Below are 23,695 nucleotides of genomic sequence, written 5' to 3' on the forward strand. Positions count from 1 at the left end.
AATTGCTGGAGATTACTGACCGCTCTCAGCGGATCTGATTCTTTCAATCGCTTCGACTCTTCGACGTTGTTCTGGCTGAAAATGCGTAGTCCGAAGTTGTGCGATAGTCTCTTGTTGCTCAATTTCAGAGAGTTCGGAGTCATTCAAAATGTCATTTCGTTCAACAAAGTAAATTTCTAAAGCTCCATCAAAGTCCGCCCTTTGTTGATCAAGCGCTTCGAGCCTCTGTGTCGCTTCTTCTCCGACCAGTTCGCTTCTTTTCAAGTATTTACCTTGTTCGTCTAGACCTTCTGAACTGGATAGCTGTGGGAGTAATACCTGATTCTGATGGCTCGTTTGAACGTAATCTGGCTGTTCAGATAGATAAGACTCAAGCCTTTGCTGATATTCTAACTCGTCTAGCCCTTCTTGTTTCAGAAGTAACTTTTCTAAAGCGATTTCCCTCATTCTGTTGTCATGGGTAAACAAAATACTTATCTCACTCTCACTGAAAAACTGCGCTTGAAGATCGAGGAGAGCTTGATTCAGTGCGCGTAGGTCCTCTGCGGATATTGAGTTGGTATCAAATTGGACATCTAATGATGTCAGTGCCGACTTGTACTCAAGATAATTGGCAAACAGTGCCTCATCAACGATCGCGACCTGTGATTGCTCATGATGTTTTGCCACGTTGTCACGAATATCTTCGAGGGTTAATTCTGTATTGCCTGACACGAAATATTCCATCATGTCTTTGGCTGATGCGTTATCGATTTCAGTATCTTGTTGAGAAGCGACCTTCAATAAAAAAGCGCTTTGTTTGCCGTCACGGTGTGAATTTGGGTCTTCCTTTTGTAAATACAAAAAGACCGCCGCTGTGCTCATCAGGGCTATCGTGGTTATCGACAAAATGGCGGTCTTTTTCATCATACTTTCCTTGTTCTCTTTATGAATGGGCAGTGCAACCTAAAGGCCAGCCAACTTCAATCGATTGGCATGCTGACGATATAAGGTCACTGGATCGGTCTCAAAAAGATGGTGGATACCCAATAGTCCATTGATCTCGTCTAGGTGATTCATTTTGTAATCATCACCAATCACTTTGCCCAAATGCGCGCTACATGCTCCCACTAACCCGTCATTAGGTTCATTAAAAGCTAAACCAAGGATTGTCATCGCTCCGTCGGTAGGATCAAGAAGGTTGGTAAAAGTGGAAGAGCCTGTCCATGAATAGTAATAGACACCGTTGTTTGCTTGCCATTCACCATCACCACACTCAGACGTTGGCACGCCTTCAGGGTAAAACTGATTGAATGCAAGCGAACCTTTAGTGGTCAACGCTTCAAGAGACGCAAGGCCATCTTGGTCAAGATCCGTTCCACCAGATAACAGGTTGATCAGCGCCGTCAATCCACCAGCCAATTTAACCGCGATACCTTCTGAAACTGACCCTTCAGATACCGTCCCGCGAACAAGGTCTGCCACTTTAGATCCTTTATGAACACCACCAATACTTGTCACTGAGGCTACCAGATCAGGACGAACTGATGCCACATAGCGCGCTGTTGGTCCGCCGTGGCTGTGACCGACAAGGTTCACCTTACTCGCCCCTGTCGCGGCTAACAGCGTCTCAACTTGAGCGAGTAACTGTTCACCACGAACTTCGGAACTGTTGGTAGCAGAAACCTGAGCAACGTATACGCTCGCACCATCTTTAGTTAGAGACTCCGGTACGCCATAGAAGTAATCCACGCCTGCTAATGTATCGAAACCAAACAAGCCGTGCACCAGCATAATAGGGTATTTCGTTGCAGTGTATCCGCTGGTTTCTAATGCTGATGCGCTTGTTCCGGCATAGACGCCAAAACTGGATAGGCACGCTATCGTCCAAATTAATATCTTTTTCAATGCTCTTTCCTTAAACAGATTAGACCTCTGACGAGTAAAGAAACCGTAGATGATGATTTTATAAAACAAAAAGTGAAAACTTGATATTTGTGATATTGAACTTGAATTAAACAATTGTGATGAACATTAGAATTGCAACTTCGCTTGACATTACCAACGGGTAAGCTATTGATTAAATTATAATTTACCTCACACCCTTCTGATCACGTTTTCATTTAAGCATTCAATAGACAAATCATCCCGTGCCGGTCAATGACGACGTGTTGCCTGCGATAGTTCGTTAAAATCAAATGTTAGATATTAGCCATTTCACTTCGAAACCATTGTTTTTCAATCAAAAAGTGGTTGAAACTTTGACACTGATGCCAGTTATAAGCCGCTAACAAACTGAATGTATTGACGAGAGCTATTGATCTTGGATATAGGTCATACCAGTTATTTGCAATTTAGTTATTAAAACAGTCACAAGCAACAACGTTTTGTTTGGCTCACTAAATATAAAAGAGAATACAGTGATGAAAAATACGGCTTTTATACTCGCGTTAACCCTGCCTTTTGGCGCTTATGCTGCTGAAGATTCAATACCGACACCTGAATCCATTACATCCGCACAAGTATTTAGTACACAAGGTTCAGAAACCTATTCTTATGTTCGATGCTGGTATCGAACCGATGCCTCACATGACTCTCCAGCTACCGACTGGAAATGGGCAAAAAAGGAAAATGGTGATTACTACACGATCAATGGATACTGGTGGTCTTCTGTATCCTTCAAGAACATGTTCTACAGTGACGCTCCTCAATCTGAAATCAAGCAGCGTTGTGAACAGACGCTCGACATCCAACATGACGCCGCAGACATCACTTACTTTGCAGCAGACAATCGCTTCTCTTATAACCACTCGATTTGGACAAATGACAACGTTGTCCAAGCGAACACCATCAACCGTATCGTCACCTTCGGTGATAGTCTTTCTGACACCGGTAACCTATTTAACGGTTCTCAATGGGTTTTCCCGAACGCAAACTCATGGTTTTTAGGGCACTTTTCAAACGGTTTAGTCTGGACAGAGTATTTAGCCAAGGCGAAAGATGTGCCTCTTTATAACTGGGCAGTAGGTGGGGCTGCTGGCACCAATCAATACGTCGCATTAACCGGAGTATATGACCAAGTCACCTCTTACTTAACCTATATGAAAGTCGCCAAAAACTACCGCCCAGAAAACTCGTTGTTTACTTTAGAGTTTGGCCTTAATGACTTTATGAACTACAACCGCGAAGTGGCCGATGTAAAGGCCGATTTCAGCAGCGCTTTGATCCGCTTAACGGAATCTGGTGCAAACAATATCCTGCTGTTCACCTTGCCCGATGCAACCAAAGCACCTCAATTCAAATACTCAACTGAACAAGAGATTGTTAAAGTTCGTGGCAAGATTTTAGAGTTCAACCAATTCATCAAGACGCAGGCCGAGTATTACCAAAGTATGGGTAAAAACGTGGTGTTGTTTGATGCGAGTGCGTTGTTCGCCAGCATTACCGATAATCCAGAGCAACATGGCTTTCGAAACGCGAGTGATGCTTGCCTTAATATCAATAGAAGCTCAGCAGCCGACTACCTAAAAAGTCACAGCTTAACCAATGATTGCGCAGCGTACGGATCAGACAGTTATGTCTTCTGGGGGGTGACACACCCAACCACCGCCACTCACAAATACATTGCCGACCATATTTTGGCGTATTCATTCTCAACCTTTGATTTCTAATGCTTTTCGAATGACTCTGTAACCTGAGACAACACCTTTCAGGAGCAGAAACCAGATACAAAAAAACCGCCCTTCATAGGCGGTTTTTATTTACGCTAGCTTGTATAAAGATCTGTATTTATAAACATAATCTTTTAGCTCACGCGAGTTGATTACTCGTCGTCAGTTTTTGGCGCAACTTTCTTCTTAGGGATAAATACTGTATCACCCACTGCCACATTCTTGTGGAAGCTCTTATCGCGCTTAACCGGTTTTTTCGGCGTTTTCTTAGCTTGAGTGTTGGTTTTCTTCTTCGCAGGACCGCCTTTAGCAAAAGCAGGTTTACGCGGCTTAATACCTTTGAATTTACCTTTTAGACCTTCAAGTACAGAGAAAGTAAGATCTTGTTGAAGGTAAAGCTCAACACGCTTAAAGCTATCCCAGTCTTTTGGACCAACCAAAGAGATTGCATCACCTTTGTTACCCGCACGACCAGTACGACCGACGCGGTGCACGTACTCTTCTGTATGCTTAGGCATATCAAAGTTGATAACGTGGCTTACGTTTGGAATATCGATACCACGTGAAGCAACGTCTGTTGTTACCAAGATCTTGTAAACCGCACGCTCGAACTGGCTCATGATTGCATTACGTTGCGTTTGGTTTAGGTTACCGCTCAATGCCACCGCTTTAAGCTTCTTCTCGTTTAACTTCTCGGTTAGGCGATCAGTATCAGCACGAGTTGCCGTGAAGATCATCACCTGACGGTATTCAGCTTCTTCAATAACACGATCCAGAATTGCTTCTTTATGATCTAGATGGTCACACAGGTAAAACTTCTGAGTGATATCAAGGTGCTGTTCGTTAGAAACACCCACTGAGATGCGTTTAGGCGAATCTAGCATTTCATTTGCAATGTCGTTCACTTCCGCGTGATCAAGTGTCGCAGAGAACATCAACGTTTGACGGCGACGGTGTTTAGCTGCATTCGCGATACGACGCAATTCAGGTGCGAAACCTAAATCTAGCATCCGGTCAGCTTCATCAAGGATCAGCGTTTCAACACCATCTAAAAACAGTGAGCGGTGCTCAAGGTGATCCGCAAGACGGCCTGGAGTCGCAACAATAAAGCGAGGGTACTTACGCAGAGCCTTAACTTGGTCGTTAAAGTTTTCACCACCCAAAATAAGTGTCGCTTCGTAAGACAGACCACCAAGCATGCTACGCAGCTCGCCATAAACTTGTTTTGCTAGCTCACGAGTAGGAGCCAAAATTACACCACGAGGATCTTTAGCAGAAAACGCTTTTGTTTTTAATGCTTTATGAATCATTGGCAACACAAACGCCAATGTTTTTCCTGATCCCGTTTTTGATGAAGCCAATAGATCCTTACCAGCAATAGCAACAGGGATCGCTTTTGATTGGATCTCTGTCGCCTTCTTGAAGTCGTAATGTTTTAAGTTCTTCAGTAAGCGGTTATCTAAGCCTAAATCTTTAAAGTGCAAAGGACTCTCCAGTCATGATGGTATTGAATAAAATTAATTTAACGTGACATGATACCGCGAAAGTACTTTATAAGGATAGAGATCACAGAAAATTTATCCCTTTATCTCTCGTTTGCTAGAACATTGTATGCATTGCTCGCAAAGAAATAACTCTCCAAAACACATCAAAACCGGCTCTCACCCCTCCATCTCATAAACGAGACATAACGTGACGCTCAGCTAATTACCTCAAAAATTTAGTAATTTCTCTAGTTATTGTTTTTGCAGTTAAAAAATTAGTCGCTACAATCATTAATGAAGCGACTATATGATAAAGAATGTATAGCGCATCTTTTGATGATAAATAAGCAAGGAGTTCTTATGAATAAGACGTTAATCGCAGCTGCAGCCTCAGTTTTCATTTTAGCTGGTTGTTCTTCTGAGCCAGAAGAAGCTGCAATGTCACAAATGGATCAATTGACTAACCAAGTTGCTGAGCTAACCAGTGAAGTTGAAGCACTTAAAGGCGATAAAGCGGCAGCTGAAATGAAAGCTCAAGAAGCAGCTGCAGCCGCTATGGCAGCAAAAGAAGAAGCGGATCGTGCTAACGACCGTATCGACAACATCGCAGAGTCTTACACTAAATAGTGTGAGAGCTCAGTGCGATTAAGCTGTAGATTAAATCAGTCGCAAAATGCAGTAAATAGACAGCACCACCTCTTAACGGATGTGGTGCTTTTTTTGGGCGTTACTAATTCGAATAGAAGGCATTAATTCGAGTAGAAGGTATCAATTCAAGTAGACAAAAATAAACGCCCCTTGTTACAGAAGAGGCAATCAAATTAGAACTCAATCACAGGTGGTGCTATCTCAACAGGCACGCCATTTTGAGCAAATATCACCGCTTTCGCTTTTGAATTTGGTAGATCTGCATCTTCAAGCCACCATTTTAATTCAACGGGGATTTGCAATAATTTCTTAGAGCCGTCGCTTCGCGTCAATGGTTCGTGAGCTTCAACAAACACGCTCCTATCTGGCTCTAAAGATACTTTGATAGGCTCATCGATTATTGTGACTTGCTCACCACGACTAACCTGTTCAAAAAGCCACTCAATATCTTTAGGTTCCATGCGGATACAGCCGGAGCTGACTCGCAAGCCTATCCCAAAGTCTTTATTGGTGCCGTGTATCAGATAATCACCTGCACCATAAGCAAGTCGTAATGCATACTCGCCAAGAGGGTTTTCCGGCCCAGCAGGAACCACTTTTGGTAGCTCAATCCCTTTCTCTAGATACTCTTTACGAATTGAGTTTGGAGGCGTCCAAGTCGGATTGGGTCTTTTTTGGCTTATCTTAGTGATCATCTCTGGGGTATCTCGCCCCACTCGACCGATGCCAACAGGAAATACGTGCACCTGATTTTTCTCAGGTTCAAAGAAGTACAACCTTAACTCGGCAAGGTTAATCACAATGCCTTTTCTCGGCGTATCCGGCAGAATCAAACGGCTAGGGATACTTAACACATAACCTTCAGCAGGAAGAAAAGGATCAACGCCTTTGTTTGCCGCCATTAAAGAGAGAAAACCAATATCGTATTGCTTAGCAATGATAGCCAACGTTTCGCCAGCAGCCACTTCGTGTTGCTGTATTCTGCCGACGATACGGCTTTCAGCCGGAGGCAGTACAAAGGTCGCCGCAGACACACACGACGAAGCCATCGCTGCCACAAGCATGGTGACCCTCACTAGAGGTAAAGCTACCTTACGTATCTGTGTTCTCATTGAGTGCAAAGGCGTCGAGTTAGCGCAGTACGACATACAATTCCTTGGTTGGTCTTTCTATCAAAGTTTAGATTATCGCTGATCAAACGTCGCGACAACGTATTGTTGCTCCAAGCTGATATGCAACAGGCCTTTATTTGTCGTTTTTCTTCTGGACATAGCGTAATTTAACCACACAAAATCGATTGCCTCTAAACTTTCAACATATTTGGTTATCTATATGAATAATACTTTAAAGGTAGAGCAAATTTGTGACAAACATCTCACGGAGCCTCGCTTTAACTCGCTAATATTGCCTCAACAAAACGAATTCAATTCAACAGAATCGGTAATTAATAAAACCCTGTTCCTATAATTACCGTTAAAACTTTGGAGAACGACCATGGCTACACCTCATATTAATGCTCAAGCTGGTGATTTCGCAGAAACTGTACTTATGCCAGGCGACCCGCTTCGCGCAAAATACATTGCAGAAACATTCCTTGATGACGTGAAGCAAGTTTGTGACGTTCGCAACATGTTTGGTTACACAGGCACTTACAAAGGTAAGAAAGTTTCTGTAATGGGCCACGGTATGGGTATTCCATCGTGCTGCATCTATGTACATGAGCTAATTGCTGAGTACGGCGTAAAGAACGTTATTCGCGTAGGTAGCTGTGGTGCGGTACGTGATGACGTTAAACTAATGGACGTTGTTATCGGTATGGGTGCATCGACTGACTCAAAAGTAAACCGCATTCGTTTCAACAACCATGACTTCGCGGCAATCGCTGATTTCGGTCTTCTAGAAGAAGCCGTAAACCAAGCACGTGCACAAGAAGTTCCAGTTAAAGTTGGTAACGTATTCTCTGCAGACCTTTTCTACACTCCAGAAGCTGACCTTTTCGAAAAAATGGAAAAGCTAGGCATCCTTGGTGTTGATATGGAAGCAGCTGGTATCTACGGTGTTGCTGCGGATCTTGGTGCTAAAGCTCTAACTATCCTAACAGTATCTGACCACATCATCCGTGGTGAGAAACTAAGCTCTGAAGATCGTCAAAAATCTTTCAACGACATGATGAAAGTTGCTCTAGAGACTGCAATCAACATCTAACGAATTGATAAGATACATTGAAAAGCGTTACCCCGCAGCCAAGCTCACTTGGCTGCTCAAATAATCCCGAGGGGGAGATCGTGTCTAACGACAAGCTGCCAAAAGATGCGGATGGTTTGCAACTCAACTTTTGTAAAACATTGGCGTGTGACAACTTTGGCTTGAGCGATGCAAAACGGTATGTTTTGCAACACGCAAACCCTAAGCGTCCAGCGATGGTTTGTCGTGAATGTGGAGCTTTCCCCCCCTTACTTAACAATCGTGAAGTGTTAAGCGAACTTCATCGCCTAAGACAACTTCACAGCGACGGGCTCCCTGCTTGTCGTAATGATGATTGCGATAACTTTGGTTTATCGGTTCATACCCACAAACATCTTTATCATGCCTTCGGCTACAGTGGCGATAGGCAGCGTTACAGATGCAAAGACTGCCAATCAACCTTCGTTGATAAGTGGTCAGGATCCAACAAAAAACTTCAGTTTCAAGAGAACCTCATGGGCTTATTGTTCATGGGGTATTCAGTACGTGAAATTTGTAGAAAGTTAGAGATCAATCCAAAGACTTTCTATGATCATGTTGACCATATCGCCAGTCGCTGTCGTCGCAAGTTAGCGATGATCGATGCTCGTTGGGTCAACCATGCTAAAGATTACGAATTCGCTTCTCACTACCAACGCCTGCAACCGAAAAGCAACAATGGTGTGGTATGGATAGCGACTGGCGAGGCACACTCTGGCTACATCCTTTGCCAACACGTCAATTACTCTCAAAATGAAGAACCATCTGGAAGTGCTGATCACAACCCTTATGATGACGTTGCACGCTTTGTGTCTAAAGAGCACTCTTCAGAAGCGAATCTCGAACTTCCTCAGCCGTCTGACAAACTGAAAGAGCGCATTGAACAGCAATATCAAGTAATTCTTGCGAGAGGTAATGTAGAGGACCCAATGGGGAACCTTACGACATTCAGTTACCCTTCGAAGGGCGCGCTAATTCGACCGCCTTATACTTCCTATGCTCACTTCCTACACGTGCTTGATATGTGTGATGAGAATAAGCATGTCACGATCTATATGCCACAAGATCCATTACTAAGATCTGCCGCTCTAAGCGTTTGCTTGCCGCGTATTCAGAGTCAAAATGTTGACCTTATGTATGTAGAGGAAGACTCAGGTTGGCAAGATGACCAAAATTTTGAAAAGATCGACATCGTTCATATGAGTTGGTGGCGCGATCGTTGGGCTATCGCGAGTCAAGGTGACAGTCAAAAAGGTATCTGCTACCTAACGGGTAATAATCCAGAACCAAAACAGTGGCTTAATACAGCTTCAATTCAGCAAACAAAGTTCTATCAACAACGTTTTCAGTTGTTATTTGATAGCTTCATCAATGAGCCAAGACGTAAACTTCGTCCTGGGGGCATTCTTCCATTACTCGACATATTTAGATCTTGGCACAATCTGTGCTACCAAGATAAGCAAGGGTTGACGGCAGCACAACGCTTAGGTGTGACAGAGCAGCCATTAACTCTTAAGCAATTGCTTTCATAGAAATTTACCATCTAGACAAGCGCTCTAGAACTCATTGATTTCAAAGCAAAAGCATGAGATAACACCCAAAATTGGAAAAGATACGTGTCCCCTTTATGCTCAGCGAGAGATAATTGATGCTTATCATCAATCACACTCCTATAATGATTGTGTTATCAATATGTTCGATAATTATGGATCTAAGCCTTGGACAAAAATCAGTACCTTCTTGAAACCGAACTAGAACAACTCAAAACTCGCGTTGATTCTGAGCCATTGGTGATCCTAGAGATTGCACAACAATGCCTAGTCAGATCAGAGCAAGTTCTGTTTGAAGAGGGCGCTATCCAGTCATTCATGTTAATGGCGAGATGTTGTTGGAACCTTATGGATTACCAGAAAGGTTTAAAATACATCAAGGAAGCCTACAAACGCCAAAGCCGATTAGATACCGATCATTTTCTCCCTGAAATTCTCCACTTACACGCTCTCCAATTCTGGGGACAAGCCAAGTATTACTCCGCCCAACAGTTCTGGATCAATGCATTAGAACAATCTGCACTGGTTGATGAAGTGGAGATTCAAATTGAATGCCTCATTGGCCTTGGCAACATTTGGCGAATGACTCACGAATATAAACTTGCACGCTCTACCCACCAGCTCGCTGTAAAAGTAGCGAATAACAGCCGCATTGGTTGGTTAGAAGGCAAAGCAAGAATACTTCTCGCATGGGATTACTACCTGCTCAACAACTATGTTGAAATGCTATCGGTGCTCGACGGTGCAGAAGAAGCACTAAAAGAATATAAAGATAATACTTGGCACGCTGAAGTATGGGATTTTCGAGGCCTTGCCCTACTTGGCCTTGAACGTTTGGATGATGCAGAACGAGCCACAGCCAAAGCGCACAAGCTAGCAGTAGAGCACAACCTTGTATGGATGAAAGCGCATTCCTACATCAGTCGAGCTAGACTGGAGCTCTTAAGAAAGAGGCCAGAACAAGCCGCCGAGTTGCTAAGGCTGGCAGAAGAGTCAGCAAACGAATTCGATAATGGCGAACTGCTTAGCCAAATTTGTTATCAACAGTCTTTAGTCGCAGAAGAAAATCAAGATTTTGAAGCCGCATTGATCGCTTTTAAGAAGTATCGTCAATATTCTACCGGCATGCTTAAAGAACAAACAAATCGTGTCGGTTTAGACAAAGCGCGCAGTTCAAAACGCCAGCTTGAACAGAGAGCTCGTAAGCTAATTAACCGCATTCGAGGTCAACACGAACACGACCCGGAAAAGCACCTCTCTTATGTCGTTTCCGAAACCTTCTGGTGGGAAAAACTGGTACTATTTAAGACGGAGCTTAAACGCTCTAATCACTGCATCATCATGTTCCATCACATCGATACCGATTACTTAGATGTCTGTACCGAGATAGCACATACCTTGTGTAATCAGAACGACTTCATTGCAAGGCTAAGTTCGGAACGTGTGGCTCTTATGCTTTCCGAAAAAGACGAAGCTGCTGACCAGATCTTCAAAACTCTGACCACCATGCTAGATATCTATCCATGGCACAGAAAAGGATTAAAAGGTTCGAGACCGACCGTCAGCCTCAACGATATTTTGACGTTCCCGTTCACTCTTGAACAACTAGAAGAAGACGATGCTGAGGTAACAGAATGATGGAAACCCTATTAAGCAAGATTACAGATGCAGGTCTAGATCCTTCATCGGTATCGGGTGAAGAGGCGATCATATTCTGGAATCATATTCGCCAACACGTTTCGACTACACAAACAGAACAAGCACACTGTTACATCATCAGCTCTGAGTACCGCGCCGAGTTACGACAAAATCAAACCAGTATTGATGAGTTAAAACTGGCACTCGACCTACTCCACCTTCCTACAGATATAGAAGATATTCTTACTGTAAAGACCAGCTTAAGTAATCGCTTGGTTGAAATTGGTGATTACACGTCGGCACTGAATGAATTCGTCAGCTCATCGACAATCGCCGTTGAGCACGGACATATCGATGAATATGTAATGGCTATCTTAGGTATGGGGAACCTGTGTGACGCTTACGGAGACCACAGCAGAGCTCTTCGCTACTACCAAAAAATCAATAGCATAGATCACGCGATAAGCAGTCGATCACTTCGTCTGAAATTCAAGCTTTATATGGTAGCAAGTCTGCTACTGCTCAACCGAATAACGGCGGCCAGCGACTTACTGAACGAATGCGAAGAACTGAGCATTTTAGTGAGTGATAAGCTACTCACAGCTCAGATACTGTTGTATCAAGCAAAAGTGCTCCGTGCTAAGAAAAAGCACCATGAAGCGCTTCGTTGTCTGTCAAAAATTCAATATCCAGCCAACAGTACTCAAGCAAGTTGGCTCGCGACCATGACTCGTCTAGAGTTAGCACATTGCTTGAGTGCGACCGGAAAGCAAGACTATGCAAGTATGATCTTGTCGAGCACCCACAAACGTGTGAAGCCCGGCTCGTCGCCTGTGCTTGCGAAGCACTTCTATGATTCTCTAAGTGATGTATGTTTGAATCAAGGTCGTTTTGAAGAAGCGCTGAGCTACGAGAAGAAAGGCTACCGAATTGAAACGGATCTGATGAAGCAGATCCCGATCAGCGAACTTGGTGCAAGCCAACTGCGCCGTCTATCACGGTTTGAATTACAACTTAAACTCATTCTCTCCGAACAAGAGAACAAAGAGCTAAAAGAGACAACAGAGCAACATAAAAATACAGTTGCTCAGCTACAACAAGATGTTTTCACCGATCCACTGACCGGGTTACACAACCGTCGCTGGTTAGATGTGAAACTGAAAGATCTACTGCTACACGAAACGCCTTTCGCATTAATGGTTATCGATATCGACCACTTTAAGTCAATCAATGATGAACTGAGCCACTTAGTGGGTGATAAAGCGATCGTCAGCGTTTCTCAAGAACTGCGTTCATACTTTAAGTTTAGAGGCGCGTCATGTGTCAGGTTTGGCGGAGAAGAGTTCCTTGTCATCCTTGAGAATACTGACCTTGCGAAAGCAGAAATGCACTCTGAAAATTATCGAGAGCGTATCTTCCAATTTGGGTGGCATGAAATACTCGGCGAGCGCGGTTTAACCGTTAGTATCGGTATCACTTTGCATCGCGATGGAGAAAATACTCAGCGTACCTTCTATCGTGCAGACAAAGCCCTATACCGAGCTAAAGCCAACGGCCGTAATCAAGTGTGTACAGAGTAGTAACACGTCTGTCTGTGGGTCTTTAGTTCTGTAGGTCTGTAGCTTTGTAGCTAAGCCCGCCTCTTATTGATAAAAGAACAAAGAGATTCCACCTAATGCGGCAAGTGTCCCGATGATACTTTGCTTTGACACCTTCTCTCCTCTAATCGCATAAATCACCAAAATAAAGACCGGGCTGGTCGCTATTAATGTTTGAGCAATCGCAGGGTTAGCATTTTTCAGCGCCACTTGCTGAAGCCATAGAGCGAGAAACGTCCCGACAAAGATTGCCCCTAATAACCAAAGTTTATCGAGCTTGGTCATTGCCCATAAATCTCTTTTTATCGACGAGTACGGCTTCTTTTCAACGAAAGGGATAATCAGCATTACGGCAAACACGCCAATCGTCAGGCGAATCAAAGCACCTAACAATGGTGGAATGTCACCCGCCACCAATGCGTAGTGGGAAATCACCACACCCGACGCCTGACAAACACTTGCCATAAGCCCATATCCAATGCCACCCCACAGTGCTTTGTCATTAGAAATATCATTACCGTTCGCTGATTTCGACGGCTGAAAGACCACAAAGGTCACCGCTAAGGTTGTTATCACAACACCGAGCCAACTTTGCAAAGTGAGTGCCGCGCCAAGAAACATTAATGCCAAAACACCAGAAAGAGGTGGAGCCAGAGATTCCAGCAACAAGGTCTTATTGGCACCAATTCTTTTTAATGCCGCAAAATAAGCACTGTCACCAACTGCGATACCAATGACTCCCGAGATCGCCAAGATCCCAAAATGGTTAGCACTCAGTTCGAATTCAGGCATTGGTATTAACGGCATGACCAACAGCATCATGCCAGAGGCTACAACCCCCTTAACAATGTTCAACTGCATCGCAGAGAAGCGATGTCCAAATTGCCCATAGATCCATGTCGCACATGCCCACACCATCGCAGCGCCAATGGCCGCTAATTCACCTATATACATCCGCATTTATCCTTTATTTATTGTTGTTATGATTATGGCTATGCGCATCGTTTGAATCAGAACTGTCATCTTGTCAGCAAGAAATCCGAAATAACCTATTCAAGTTCAATTGGGTTTTATAAGATCCATCAGTGATTTTATTCTCATTATTAGCAGCAACATATTATTTTCAGATTGGTAAATCATTTTTATAACAATTACTTGGATGATAGCGTAGTATATTTGTAACTAACATCTAACATTACAAGGATCTGTTATGTTTTTAGACTACTTTGCACTCGGTCTACTGATTTTCGTAGCATTAGTTATCTTTTACGGCATCATCGTTATTCACGATATTCCCTATGAAATTGCGAAAGAACGCAATCACCCTCATCAAGATGCTATTCATGTCTCAGGCTGGGTTAGCCTATTCACTTTACACACTATTTGGCCGTTCCTTTGGATTTGGGCTACGTTGTGGCGCAAAGATCGTGGCTGGGGCTTCGCTAAGCTTGAAGAAGAACAACATGATATTCATCACCGAGTCGACACTCTCATCGACCAAGTGAGTGCACTTCAGAACGAAATCGCACAGCTAAAGCAAGCGGGCACTGAGCAAAACAGCACAGAGAAACAGACAAACAACGTTCAAGATCAGGAGGCTAAGTAATGGATTTACTGCTGATAATGACCTACGCGGCGCTTTGTATTACGATTTTCAAAGTATTCAAAATCCCACTAAACAAATGGACTGTCCCAACAGCCGTACTGGGTGGTGTTGTCCTCATCGGTACTTTGATTCTATTAATGAACTACAACCACCCTTTCACACAAATCGGTAATCAAGTTTACTCAACGACACCGATTGTTTCAGGGGTTCGAGGCAAAGTCATCGAGGTTCCGGTTGAAGCAAATAAGCCTCTCAAGCAAGGGGATATCCTTTTCAAAATAGACCCGATTCCTTTTGAAGCTGAAGTTGCTAAGCTGCAAGCCAAAGTAAAAGAAGCGAGTCAAGGAGCCTTAGGTCTAGAGTCGCAAGTTGGAGAAGCTGAAGCTGCCAAAATAAAAGCCATTGCAGAAAGAGATAAAGCACAACGTGAATTCTCTCGATACAAGCGAGGCTTCGAAAGTGGCGCATTTACAGAGCAACAGCTCGATACTCGTCGACAGGCATACAAAGCCACAGAAGCAGCTGTGAAAGTAGCCGAAGCAAACCAACAACAAGCTCAGATCGCACTTAACTCTGAGATTGGCGGTGAGAATACAGCGGTTGCAGGCTTACTTGCTGATTTACGTAAAGCTGAATTCAATCTTGACCAAACGGTAGTAAGAGCACCAACCGATGGCTACGTAACTCAACTCGCTCTTCGTCCTGGTGTAATGGCTGTACCACTACCATTAGCGCCGGTGATGACCTTTGTTCACACTGAGGCGCAATTCTATACCGCAGCCTTTAGACAAAACTCACTACAACGACTGCAACCTGGCTACGAAGCTGAGTTTCTATTTAGAGCACTACCAGGAAAAGTGTTTAAAGGACGCATTGATGAAGTGATCCCAGCCATTGGTGAAAGCCAATTTCAAGCTCGAGGCACACTTCTAGGTACTGACGCACTGCGCACTAGCGGCCGTGTATTTGTTAAGCTGACCATCACTGATGATCTGTCTGAGTACCATTTGCCTATGGGTACTGCCGTCGAAGTGGCCGTTTATTCTGACAGCTTCACTCACGTATCTATCATGCGTAAAGTGCTTATTCGCATGAAGAGTTGGCAAAACTATCTATATCTAGACCACTAAACGGTCGTAGATATACGACAACCACGCTTAACACATTGTTAATATGAATCAAAAAGCCAGACTCGTTCTGGCTTTTTTGTTGCTTGATTAACCATAAAATTGCGCTTATTACGTGATATTAATGCGTCTAGATGGAATTTTAGACATCTAGACACTTACCTTCCCTTATGGAAGGGTTCTACTGTATAATGCGCGCCTTATTTTTTATATTTGCCCAAAAAACGTTCTCATTGAGACGCATATTAATAATGGCGAATATTATGCTTTATTTTCAGTATTCGAGGTTATCTATGAACTTTTCAGCTAAAACAGTCGTCGTTATTGCTATTGGCGCGGCACTGTACGGCATTGGTGGTTTACCTATGTTTGGTGTCCCAGTGTTTGCTAACACGACATTGAAACCAGCAATGGCAGTCCTAGCACTGTTTTCTGTTTTGTTTGGCCCTATTGTTGGCTTCTTGGTTGGCTTTATCGGTCACTGGGTAACGGATTTGTTCGCAGGTTGGGGGGTATGGTTAACTTGGGTATTAGGCTCAGGTATTGTCGGTATGGTTATCGGCTTATTCCCAATGATGACTAAGAATCGCCTTCAACAAGGCGAACTGCCAATGAAAGATTTTGCACTGTTCGTGGTACTTGCCCTTGCGGGTAACGTTGTGGGTTATGGTAGCTCTGCGTTCCTAGATACCATCCTATACGCAGAACCCTTTACTAAAGTCTTCACTCAACTGTCTATCATCGCTGCGGGCAACACTATTCTTATCGCAGTGGTAGGCTTCCTGATCCTAAAATCAGTCGCTAAACGTAACAAACAAAGCCGTAACCTGACCGAGGCATAAACGCTAATGACTATAGCATTTTCGAACTTCTCTTTTAGATATGAGTCGCTGGATAAACCGACGCTAAAACATATCAATCTAAGGATAGAGAAAGGAGAGAAAATCGTCATTATTGGACCAAGTGGTAGTGGTAAATCTACGCTAGGTCAGTGTCTCAATGGTCTGATACCTCATGCAATTAAAGGTGAGGTATCTGGTTCTTTAGAGATCAACGGCAAGAATGTCTCTGAGTTTTCAATGCACGACTATACCGAGCAAGTCGGCACAGTATTACAAGATACTGACAGCCAATTTGTGGGGTTAAGTATCGGTGAAGATATCGCGTTCGCATTAGAAAACCAGTTGATGTCGAACATTGATATGTACCCGTTAGTTAAATCGACTGCAAAAATGGTCGACCTAGCGGATATGCTTGAGCGCTCTCCTCATGACCTTTCGGGTGGTCAAAAGCAACGAGTATCGTTAGCGGGTATTTTAGTCGATGATGTCGATATCTTGCTGTTCGATGAGCCTCTAGCAAGCCTTGACCCTAAAACGGGTAAAGCAACGATTGAGATCATCGACCAACTTCATAAAGAAACCAACAAGACTATCGTGATTATCGAGCATCGCCTTGAGGATGTTCTGCATCGCGATATCGATCGTGTGATCTTAATGGAGCGCGGTGAAATAGTCGCGGATATGACTCCGGATGACCTCTTAGCGTCCAAGTTACTTGATACGCACGGTATTCGTGAACCTCTCTACTTATCTGCACTTAAAGCAGCGAAAGCCCCTCTGACTAACGAAGATAAACTTTCAAACCTCAAAGCTTTGGATTACAAAAGATTCCGCCCAGCAGTTCAAGCTTGGTTTGCTGAGCGCCCGGCACCGGTAGCAGAGAAACAGTACCAGCCTTTGCTCGAAGTTCATGGCTTAACTTATTCTTACGACGGCGAAAAAAATGCACTCGAAGATGTGAGTTTCAAAATTGGTAAGGGTGAGTTTGTCTCGATTTTGGGCAAGAACGGTTCGGGTAAATCCACTATCACCAAACTCATCATGGGTGTGATAGATGCTGATTCAGGTTCTTCCTATCTAAATGGTCAAGACTTATCTGAACTTTCCATCTTTGAAAGAAGCCAGAAAGTCGGTGTGGTGATGCAAAACCCGAATCATATGATCTCACATCATATGATTTTTGATGAGATTGCTTTTGGTCTTCGTAACCGCGGTATGGCAGAACAGCTGGTCACAGAAAAAGTCGAGAACGTTCTTGAGCTTTGCGGGTTAAGTAAGTTCCGCCACTGGCCCATTGAAGCTCTGAGCTATGGTCAGAAAAAGCGTGTAACGATCGCGTCTATCTTAGTGTTGGAGCCTGAACTCCTCATTTTAGATGAGCCAACAGCAGGCCAAGACTACCGTAACTACACATCGATGCTGGCATTCATCCAAAAGCTTAACCGAGATTTGGGCATTACTGTTGTGATCATCTCACACGACATGCACTTGGTTCTAGAATACACCACACGTTCGATCGTAATCGCAGACAGTAAGTTAATTGCTAATGCAGCCATGACGGAAGTGTTTAGTCAGCCATCGCTTTTAGAACGTGCGAACCTTTGCACCACCAGCATTTATGAACTTGCGACTATGATGAAAATCGACGACACCAACGCTTTTATGCAGTACTTCATCGACGACGAGAGAAGCTCGCTATGAATGCATCAAAAGTAAAATTTGGCATCAATTACATTGATACTAAATCACCGTTACACGCACTGAACGGCATCACTAAATTTGTACTTTTTCTCGCTTGGGTCACTGTGGTTTTAACTACGTTCGACCTGAGATTGATTGCGTTGCTTATTGTGACTGGTTTATTTCTTCTAAAGCTCACCAATGTGCCTGTGCGCATTTATAAGCCTTTGTTATTGGGAACGGTGAGTGTATTAAGCCTAAATGCTTTGTTCATGTATCTGCTTGCTCCACAGCAAGGTACAGAGCTCATCGGCAGCGAGACCCTATTGCTGACACTGCCGGGTAACTACTCGTTGAGCCAAGAGACTCTGTTTTATTTAATCACTGTCACGCTCAAATACATGAGTATGTTCCCGATAGCGTTAATATTCGTCTTTACCACGCACCCGACCGAGTTTGCAGCAAGCCTCAACCGTATTGGCGTTCCATACAAAATCGCCTACGCGGTCAGCTTAACACTGCGTTATTTACCTGAAGTTAAAAAAGACTTCATCAATATCATGCACGCGCAACAGGCTCGTGGCGTTGAACTATCGAAAAAAGCACCTTTACTCACTCGTATCAAAAACGTAGCTAAGGTTCTAGGTCCGCTCATTTTTTCTAGTTTGGACCGTGCAGACGAGATTTCAAACGCAATGACGTTACGAGGTTTTGGCAGACATAAGTCACGGACTTGGTATAGCTATGCGCCTTTGAAACGTATCGATTACGTTTGGCTAATGGTTATCGCCTTTATCGTTGTGTTAGCGATCGTAAAACGTGTTTTAGAACCACAATTATTCTGGTATCCATTTTAGGTTTCTCATTGAAAGCGACGCTTAAAGAACGTGCTGCTTGATGTTCTACTTAACGAAATTCAAGCCGTTTTAGAGTGAAAATCGAAACAAAAAAAGGGAGCCTCAGGGCTCCCTTTGTCGTCTTTGTGATCACTGACTTACTGTGATTGTTATTAGTTTAATTTGTAAAACACCGTTGAAAGTGGTGGTAAACGAAGCTCAATCGACGTCTCCAAACCTTCGCTTGCTACTGATTCAACCTGAGCAACCTGCTTCACTTCAAAACCGCTGCCTGCGTAATCAGCCGAGTCAGTATTCAGCAATAGCGAGTACTGGCCTTGGGCTGGAACACCTAAACGGAAGCGCTCATGAGGAACAGGCGTAAAGTTAGAAACAACCAATACTCGTTCACCTGACTCACTAATACGTTCATGAGCTAAGATACTTGCTTCAGCAGAATCTTGTAGACGCCATTCAAAACCTTTCGGGTCGAAATCAAGATCGTGCATTGCCGCCTCAGAGCGGTATAGATTGTTCAAATCTTTCGTTAAGCGTTGAACACCTTGGTGGCGTTCATATTCCAACAAGAACCACTGCAGCTGATCATCATGATTCCATTCAGCCGTTTGACCGAATTCAGCGCCCATGAAGTTCAGCTTTTTACCCGGTTGTGCATACATGTACCCCATGTAAGCACGTAGGTTAGCCGTTTGCTGCCACTCATCACCCGGCATCTTGTTGTGGATAGAGCCTTTACCGTAAACCACCTCATCATGAGACAGAGACAATACGTAGTTTTCGCTGTGAGCATAAACCAACGGGAAGGTAATCGTATCGTGGTGATATTTACGGTTGATTGGATCTTCTTGAATGTAAGACAAGCTATCGTGCATCCAACCCATGTTCCACTTAAAACCGAAACCTAAACCGCCCATAAAGGTTGGTGCTGAAACACCCGGGAAAGCCGTCGATTCTTCAGCAATTGTCATCGCGTTAGGGAAGTGTTTATAAACTTCTTCGTTCATCCACTTAAGGGTCGCGATGGCGTCGTAATTTTCATTGCCGCCGTCTACATTCGGAATCCATTGATCATGGCTACGCGAGTAATCGAGGTACAACATCGAAGCAACCGCATCAACACGAATGCCATCGATATGGAATTGTTCGAACCAGTACAATGCATTTGCTACTAAGAAGCGACGAACATGCTCTTTACCTAAGTCGTAAATGTACGAGTTCCAATCTTGGTGCCAACCACGGCGTGGATCTGGATCATGGAACAAAGGCGTTCCATCAAAGTTAGCTAAACCGTGATCATCACTTGGAAAGTGTGCAGGAACCCAGTCCAGAACAACGCCTAAACCGGCTTGGTGACATTGGTCGACGAAGAATTTGAAATCATCTGGAGACCCAAAACGACTTGTTGGCGCAAACAAGCCTATTGGCTGATAACCCCAAGAGCCGTAAAACGGGTGCTCTGAAACCGGCATCAACTCTACGTGTGTGTAACCGAGATCCGTTAGATATGGGATTAGCTCTGCCGCTAGCTCACGGTAGTTTAGGAATTCACCTTCAGCATTGCGCTTCCAAGAGCCGGCATGCAATTCATAGAATGAAAGGGCTTCTTTGCGCTTTTGCGTGACCGGGCGATTCTGCCATTGAGAATCTTGCCACTGGTAGCGAGCGTGATCGTAAGTCACAGATGAAAAAGATGGGTACTGCTCAGAGTAGAAACCCCATGGGTCAGCTTTATGTGGCAAGCCTTCGCCATCGGGTCCTTTTAATTCAAACTTGTATTGTGCGCCTTCTTCCAGATCAGGAATAAATAAGCCCCACATACCATAATCTAGACGCTGCATTGGGTGGCGACGACCATCCCAAGCGTTGAAGTTACCCACCAAGCTAGCCGCTGTTGCATGCGGTGCGTACACCAAGAAACGCGTGCCTGAAATCGTCTGTCCATCACGCTCTAGCGTAATAAACTGAGCTCCCATGTGATGATACATATCTTTAGGTGTATGAAGATCCTCATAACTCGCGTACAGATCATGGTATTGGTATGGATCATCGATGATCTGCTCTACTCCATTCCAATCAACCGCAAGCTTGTAGTGAGTAAAACGTAAGTCTCTTTCTTGCTTAAGAATGAAACCACTTTCACCCTCTCGCGCTAACTTAATACGAGGTTCCTTTCCAACAATCAACTCGACTTTATCTGCCCCAGGAATCCACACTCGTAATGAACCTTGTTCAGAAGGTAAGTATGGCCCTAAAAACGCAAATGGGTCTGTGAAGCAAGCCTGTGATAGTTGGGTATATATTTGTTTTTGCTTTGAAATCGAACTTAGTTCCAAAACGCTTCTCCCTAACCAAACATCCAAAAAACATAATACAAAAATGCCCGCTATTAGTGCGGGCAATATAACGACGGTTTATTCTACCAGATGAGCATTCAATATTGAGTGACCGAGGTTGTAGTTTCGTACGGCGTAAGCAAAAAACCACCTCTTTTCAAGCCACTCGATTCCATTATTTAGCTGCTTTTTCTCGTACGTCAGTTAGCTTAGAGGCGATACGATTCACGCCTTCATGAGCGAAGATTTCGTCCAAGTTCATTGATAGTTTACGACGCCAGTTAGGGTACTCATCGACCGTACCAGGGATGTTAACGGGCTTATCCATCTCTAGCCAATCTTCCAACTGAACACTCAGGAGTGTTGAGCCACCAGCCGCAACGTGCAACTGAAGCGCTTCAGCAAGATAAGAATCCATCGGTACTTGACTTGCATCACGCCCAACACCTTCTGGTAGGAAGCCGTGCCATGCCACTGAGTCTAAGATACCTTGCTTGCACTCCAAGCGGTTATCGAACAAAGTTTCTAGCTGTTGTGCGTCTGGGTATAAACCAATCTCTTGACCCATTTTCAAGTCATCACAGTGCCAGAAGCCGCGAAGCGTTGGCATATCGTGAGTACACAGTGCTGCCATCGATTGTGACGCGTAGTGCTTCGGAGAAATAAAACCACCGTCATTTTCTGATGTTTCGAAGAAGAATACTTTGTAAGAATGCACGCCAGCATCAGCAAGGATGTCTACGATTTCATCCGGTACCGTCCCTAAGTCTTCACCGATAACGCTGCATTGGTAACGATGAGATTCAAGCGCCAGAATCGACAGCATGTCTTGTACTGGGTAGTAGATGTACGCGCCCTTGGTTGCGTTTTCACCTTTTGGAATCCACCATAAGCGCAGTAGACCTAAAACATGATCAATACGCAATGCACCACAGTGCTTCATGTTGGCACGAAGCAATTTGATGTAAGCGTCGTAGCTGGTTTCTTGAAGCACTTCTGGGTTAAGTGGCGGTAAGCCCCAGTTTTGGCCTAGAGGACCAAGAATATCCGGTGGAGCACCAATGCTCGCATCCATCACTAGGTTGCCTTCATCAGCCCATGTCTCGCTGCCAGAATCTGCAACGCCTACCGCTAAGTCACGGTACAGTCCAACCGCCATGCCTTTCTCTTCAGCCAGAGACTGTGCATCGTTGATTTGGCAATCGGCTAACCATTGCAGGTACATGTAGAGATGCACTTGATCTAGGTTATCTTTGATGTATTTCTGGGTCGCAGGGCTTTCAAATGTACGGAATTTCTCTGGGAATACAGGCCAGCCCCACATACCTGAATCTTCAGCATGCAGTTCACCGTGCAGCGCATCAAACGCGGCTTGATGCATCAGGCTTTCACCACCCTCTTCAACGAACGCTAAGAACGCTTGTGCGCGGTCGCTGTTTTTGTCTAGATGACGAGTCTTAAATTCTGCAAATAGCAGAGGTAAGATGCTCATCTTCAGCTCAGATACTTCAGTGTAATTCACCCAGTGCGCTTCACGAGCTTTCTGTAGGCGCTGCTGGAACTCGGCGCTGCCTACCGTTTGTTGCGCTTCCGCGCTTAATGCGAACTCAGGAACTGAACTCACATCAATGTATAAGACGTTCAACCAACGACGTGAAGACGGGCTGTATGGGCTCGCACCTTCCGGGTTCGCAGGGAACAGTGAGTGAATTGGGTTTAGACCAACAAAGTCACCACCGCGAGACGCGATATCCGAAACAAGCTGTTTTAGGTCACCGAAATCACCAATACCCCAGTTGTGCTGAGTTCTTAGCGTGTACAGTTGAACACTTGGTCCCCAAAGCTTTTTGCCTTGCTCAATGGGTGACTGCTTGAAGCACGCTTTTGGCGTAATAATCAACGTCATCTCGTAAGGTTTCTTACGGCGCTTACGACTCACAATGAGCTTGTGATAACCCCATGCCAAATCACTTGGCAATGCAAACACTAAAGGGCCACCCTCGGCACGCTCGTCACGAACGACTTGAGATTGAAGATAGCCTTCAAGTACCTCTCCTTGCTCGGTTTCTAAGCGCCAGCTGAACTCACTTTCACGAGCACTCACACCCAGATTGAGTGTCACTTCTACTGGCTCACCGTCACGCAAGACAAGAACCGGGTCTAGTACATCTTTTCTGTGCTTTCTTTCTGCAGATTTAAGCAGTGCATCATCGCTGCTTGTATCGTAGCCCAATGAAGCCAATAGAGACGTAATCGTCTCTTCTGATACTTGTGCTTCATCGCCCCACGCACTAACGTAACTATCGGCAATATTTGCCATTTCTGCGACTTGTTTTAATACGGTCTGTTCTTTCATCGCTCTCTCCGAAAACGTTCTGACGCTTTCAATTTTTGTAGGGTTGTCTATTTAATTTTTACTAATCAATTAGCTTGTGACAATCAGTTTGTAAGCATTGCTA

At 44.3% G+C, this 23,695-nt stretch carries 18 protein-coding genes; 11 read left to right on the plus strand and 7 right to left on the minus strand.

The annotated features are described in order from the left end of the window. Positions 1-12: 12 nt before the first annotated feature. Positions 13-906, minus strand: coding sequence for a lipase secretion chaperone (locus tag MED222_RS17140; RefSeq protein ID WP_009845825.1), 894 nt, complete (start codon positions 904-906; stop codon positions 13-15). Positions 907-945: 39 nt separating this feature from the next. Beyond that, positions 946-1,887 carry a lipase family alpha/beta hydrolase gene (locus MED222_RS17135; RefSeq protein WP_050395118.1) on the minus strand — a complete coding sequence of 314 codons (942 nt, stop codon included), beginning with the start codon at positions 1,885-1,887 and terminating at the stop codon, positions 946-948. A 515-nt stretch (positions 1,888-2,402) separates the two neighbouring features. Between MED222_RS17135 and MED222_RS17130 the strand changes: the two genes are divergently transcribed. Continuing rightward, on the plus strand, positions 2,403-3,650 hold the full coding sequence (locus MED222_RS17130; protein ID WP_009845827.1) for an SGNH/GDSL hydrolase family protein: 1,248 nt from the start codon (positions 2,403-2,405) through the stop codon (positions 3,648-3,650). Positions 3,651-3,802: 152 nt separating this feature from the next. On the opposite strand, the gene MED222_RS17125 is transcribed toward MED222_RS17130, so the two are convergent. Beyond that, positions 3,803-5,134: a DEAD/DEAH box helicase gene (locus MED222_RS17125; protein WP_009845828.1), complete on the minus strand. Its 1,332-nt coding sequence runs from the start codon at positions 5,132-5,134 to the stop codon at positions 3,803-3,805. 360 nt (positions 5,135-5,494) lie between these two features. Here MED222_RS17125 and MED222_RS17120 point away from each other — a divergent pair, with 360 nt between their 5' ends. Then, complete coding sequence (locus MED222_RS17120; protein ID WP_009845829.1) at positions 5,495-5,761, plus strand: Lpp/OprI family alanine-zipper lipoprotein; 267 nt, start codon at positions 5,495-5,497, stop codon at positions 5,759-5,761. Positions 5,762-5,955: 194 nt separating this feature from the next. Here the strand turns inward: MED222_RS17120 and MED222_RS17115 are convergent, their stop codons facing one another. Next, the gene (locus tag MED222_RS17115) at positions 5,956-6,930 is read right to left on the minus strand and encodes a L,D-transpeptidase family protein (protein ID WP_032555087.1); all 975 of its coding nucleotides are present in this window, start codon (positions 6,928-6,930) and stop codon (positions 5,956-5,958) included. 346 nt (positions 6,931-7,276) lie between these two features. On the opposite strand from MED222_RS17115, the gene deoD reads away from it, so the two are divergent. From deoD to MED222_RS17095, 4 genes are all read left to right on the plus strand, one after another. Further along, entirely contained in the window at positions 7,277-7,987 is a 711-nt protein-coding gene (gene deoD, locus MED222_RS17110; protein WP_004732072.1) for a purine-nucleoside phosphorylase, read from the plus strand. 80 nt (positions 7,988-8,067) lie between these two features. Further along, complete coding sequence (locus MED222_RS17105) at positions 8,068-9,537, plus strand: transposase (protein ID WP_009845831.1); 1,470 nt, start codon at positions 8,068-8,070, stop codon at positions 9,535-9,537. A gap of 186 nt (positions 9,538-9,723) precedes the next feature. Continuing rightward, positions 9,724-11,193, plus strand: coding sequence for a hypothetical protein (locus MED222_RS17100; protein WP_009845832.1), 1,470 nt, complete (start codon positions 9,724-9,726; stop codon positions 11,191-11,193). Further along, positions 11,193-12,773: a GGDEF domain-containing protein gene (locus tag MED222_RS17095; RefSeq protein ID WP_009845833.1), complete on the plus strand. Its 1,581-nt coding sequence runs from the start codon at positions 11,193-11,195 to the stop codon at positions 12,771-12,773. The genes MED222_RS17100 and MED222_RS17095 overlap by 1 nt, the downstream gene beginning before the upstream one ends. A gap of 63 nt (positions 12,774-12,836) precedes the next feature. Here MED222_RS17095 and MED222_RS17090 read toward each other — a convergent pair whose 3' ends face one another. Beyond that, positions 12,837-13,745, minus strand: coding sequence for a DMT family transporter (locus tag MED222_RS17090; RefSeq protein ID WP_009845834.1), 909 nt, complete (start codon positions 13,743-13,745; stop codon positions 12,837-12,839). A 256-nt stretch (positions 13,746-14,001) separates the two neighbouring features. Here MED222_RS17090 and MED222_RS17085 point away from each other — a divergent pair, with 256 nt between their 5' ends. The 5 genes from MED222_RS17085 to MED222_RS17065 all read left to right on the plus strand — a co-directional run bounded on the left by MED222_RS17085 (position 14,002) and on the right by MED222_RS17065 (position 18,903). After that, on the plus strand, positions 14,002-14,397 hold the full coding sequence (locus tag MED222_RS17085) for a DUF3302 domain-containing protein (RefSeq protein WP_009845835.1): 396 nt from the start codon (positions 14,002-14,004) through the stop codon (positions 14,395-14,397). Beyond that, positions 14,397-15,527: an HlyD family secretion protein gene (locus MED222_RS17080; RefSeq protein WP_009845836.1), complete on the plus strand. Its 1,131-nt coding sequence runs from the start codon at positions 14,397-14,399 to the stop codon at positions 15,525-15,527. The genes MED222_RS17085 and MED222_RS17080 overlap by 1 nt, the downstream gene beginning before the upstream one ends. 290 nt (positions 15,528-15,817) lie before the next feature. Beyond that, entirely contained in the window at positions 15,818-16,366 is a 549-nt protein-coding gene (locus tag MED222_RS17075; protein ID WP_009845837.1) for an ECF-type riboflavin transporter substrate-binding protein, read from the plus strand. Positions 16,367-16,372: 6 nt separating this feature from the next. Then, entirely contained in the window at positions 16,373-18,067 is a 1,695-nt protein-coding gene (locus tag MED222_RS17070) for an ABC transporter ATP-binding protein (protein WP_009845838.1), read from the plus strand. Beyond that, positions 18,064-18,903, plus strand: coding sequence for an energy-coupling factor transporter transmembrane component T family protein (locus MED222_RS17065; protein ID WP_009845839.1), 840 nt, complete (start codon positions 18,064-18,066; stop codon positions 18,901-18,903). The genes MED222_RS17070 and MED222_RS17065 overlap by 4 nt, the downstream gene beginning before the upstream one ends. A 152-nt stretch (positions 18,904-19,055) precedes the next feature. Here MED222_RS17065 and glgB read toward each other — a convergent pair whose 3' ends face one another. Next, positions 19,056-21,236 carry a 1,4-alpha-glucan branching protein GlgB gene (glgB, locus tag MED222_RS17060; RefSeq protein ID WP_009845840.1) on the minus strand — a complete coding sequence of 727 codons (2,181 nt, stop codon included), beginning with the start codon at positions 21,234-21,236 and terminating at the stop codon, positions 19,056-19,058. A 175-nt stretch (positions 21,237-21,411) separates the two neighbouring features. Next, positions 21,412-23,592, minus strand: a complete 2,181-nt coding sequence (gene malQ, locus MED222_RS17055) for a 4-alpha-glucanotransferase (protein ID WP_009845841.1) — start codon at positions 23,590-23,592, stop codon at positions 21,412-21,414. Positions 23,593-23,695 lie beyond the last annotated feature (103 nt).

The organism is Vibrio sp. MED222 (genome assembly GCF_000153005.1).
GTDB classification, from domain to species: Bacteria; Pseudomonadota; Gammaproteobacteria; order Enterobacterales; family Vibrionaceae; genus Vibrio; species Vibrio tasmaniensis_A.